We start from the raw sequence: 2,344 nt of genomic DNA, 5'->3' as shown, positions 1-2,344 counted from the left end.
AGATCGCAGCCTGCGGCAGCTCCTACAGAGATATCCATCGCCCGTTAAGGCGTACGGTTACGCCGGGTTTCGATGATGTTCGGCAACTGGGAAATCCGACCCAGCAACCGCCCCAACGCGTCCAGCCCCGGGATCTCGATGGTCAGGGACATCAGCGCAGTGTTGTCCTCTTTATTCGAGCGGGTATTGACCGCCAGCACGTTGATCCGCTCGTTGAGCAGCACCTGTGAGACATCTCGCAACAGACCAGAGCGGTCGTAAGCACGGATGACGATGTCCACCGGATAGGTGAGCACCGGTACCGGGCCCCAGCTGACCTGAATGATCCGCTCCGGCTCGCGACCGGCCAGTTGCAGCGCCGAGGCACAGTCCTGGCGGTGAATGCTCACGCCACGCCCTTGGGTGATGTAACCGACGATTGCGTCCCCCGGAAGTGGCTGGCAGCAGCCTGCCATCTGGGTCATCAGGTTGCCGACACCCTGGATCTGGATGTCGCCGCGCTTGCCCGGTTTATAGCCGGCAGCCTTGCGTGGAATCAGCTCCAGTTGTTCGTTGCCACGTTCAGGCTCGACCAGTTGCTGCGCCAGGTTGACCAGTTGCGCCAGGCGCAAATCGCCGGCACCGAGTGCAGCGAACATGTCTTCGGCGGTTTTCATGTTGGCCTTGTCGGCCAGCTTGTCGAAATCCACCGCTGGCAGACCGAGGCGATTGAGTTCGCGCTCGAGCAGGGTTTTACCAGCAGCAACGTTTTGGTCGCGCGCCTGCAGTTTGAACCAGTGAACGATTTTCGCCCGCGCCCGAGAGGTGGTGACGTAGCCCAGGTTCGAGTTCAGCCAGTCGCGGCTCGGGGTGCCATGCTTGCTGGTGATGATCTCGACCTGTTCACCGGTTTGCAGGCTGTAGTTGAGCGGAACGATGCGTCCATTGATCTTGGCGCCACGGCAGTTGTGGCCGATTTCGGTGTGTACGCGGTAGGCAAAGTCCAGCGGTGTCGCGCCTTTGGGCAAGTCGATGGCATGACCATCAGGCGTGAAGATGTAGACGCGATCGGGCTCGATATCGACCCGCAGCTGCTCAGCCAGGCCACCGATATCACCCAGCTCTTCGTGCCACTCGAGAACCTGACGCAGCCAGGAAATTTTCTCTTCGTAGTGATTGGAACCGGACTTGACGTCAGTGCCTTTGTACTTCCAGTGCGCACACACACCCAGCTCAGCTTCTTCGTGCATGGCATGGGTACGAATCTGCACTTCCAGGACCTTGCCTTCCGGACCGATTACCGCTGTGTGCAGCGAGCGATAGCCGTTCTCCTTCGGGTTGGCAATGTAGTCGTCGAACTCTTTCGGAATGTGCCGCCAAAGGGTGTGGACGATGCCGAGTGCGGTGTAGCAATCGCGCATTTCCGGCACCAGTACACGAACGGCACGCACGTCGTAGATCTGGCTGAACTCCAGACCCTTGCGTTGCATTTTGCGCCAGATCGAATAGATGTGTTTGGCCCGACCGCTGATATCGGCTTCGACCCCGGTGGCCTGCAGCTCGTTTTTCAGCTGGCTCATCACGTCGCTGATGAAGCGCTCGCGATCCAGTCGTCGCTCATGGAGCAACTTGGCGATCTGCTTGTACTGGTCCGGCTCCAGGTAACGGAAGGACAAATCCTCCAGTTCCCATTTAATGTGACCAATACCCAGACGGTGGGCGAGCGGCGCGTAGATGTCGAAGACTTCACGGGCCACGCGGTTACGTTTTTCGTCATCGGCGGTTTTCACCGCACGGATCGCGCAGGTACGCTCAGCCAGTTTTATAAGGGCGACTCGAACGTCGTCGACCATTGCCACGAGCATTTTGCGCAGGTTTTCGACCTGGCCCTGAGTGCCCATCACCATGGATTTACGTGGGCTCAGGCTGTCGCTGATCGCAGCCATGCGCTGCACGCCGTCGATCAGTTTGGCTACCACCGGACCGAAGCGCTGGCTGACGGCCGGCAACTTGATCTGGCCTTCGCGCACACCACGGTACAGGACCGCGGCAACCAGCGAATCCTGATCGAGTTTGAGGTCGGCGAGAATCTCGGCGATCTCAAGGCCGGTGCGGAAACTCGAGTTTCCTTCCGACCATAGATTCTTGGCCGCATTGGCCTGTTGCTCAGACTCGCGAGCGAACTCGCAGGCCTCTTTCAAGGCTTCGCGATCCAGTGCCAGATCGACACTGACCGCATGATCGAGCCAAGCCTCGAGATTGATACTGCCGTCGGTGTTGATCGGCTGGTGTGCTCTCACCTGTACCATCTTGCTTACCTTCCCTACGACGCAGATTCAATGCGTCAAATCGCTGACCTTCGTTG

General features: G+C 59.0%; 1 protein-coding gene. It reads right to left on the bottom strand.

Annotated features, from left to right (window positions below; translation table 11 throughout):
* Positions 1-44: 44 nt before the first annotated feature.
* Positions 45-2,288, bottom strand: coding sequence for a GTP diphosphokinase (gene relA, locus ACRESJ_RS09315; RefSeq protein ID WP_431757650.1), 2,244 nt, complete (start codon positions 2,286-2,288; stop codon positions 45-47).
* Positions 2,289-2,344 lie beyond the last annotated feature (56 nt).

The sequence above is a fragment of the Pseudomonas sp. genome (assembly GCF_050739655.1).
In the GTDB taxonomy this organism is placed as follows: domain Bacteria; phylum Pseudomonadota; class Gammaproteobacteria; order Pseudomonadales; family Pseudomonadaceae; genus Aquipseudomonas.
Note: the sequence above shows the minus strand (reverse complement) of the source record. Positions and strands in the feature narration are given on the sequence as shown.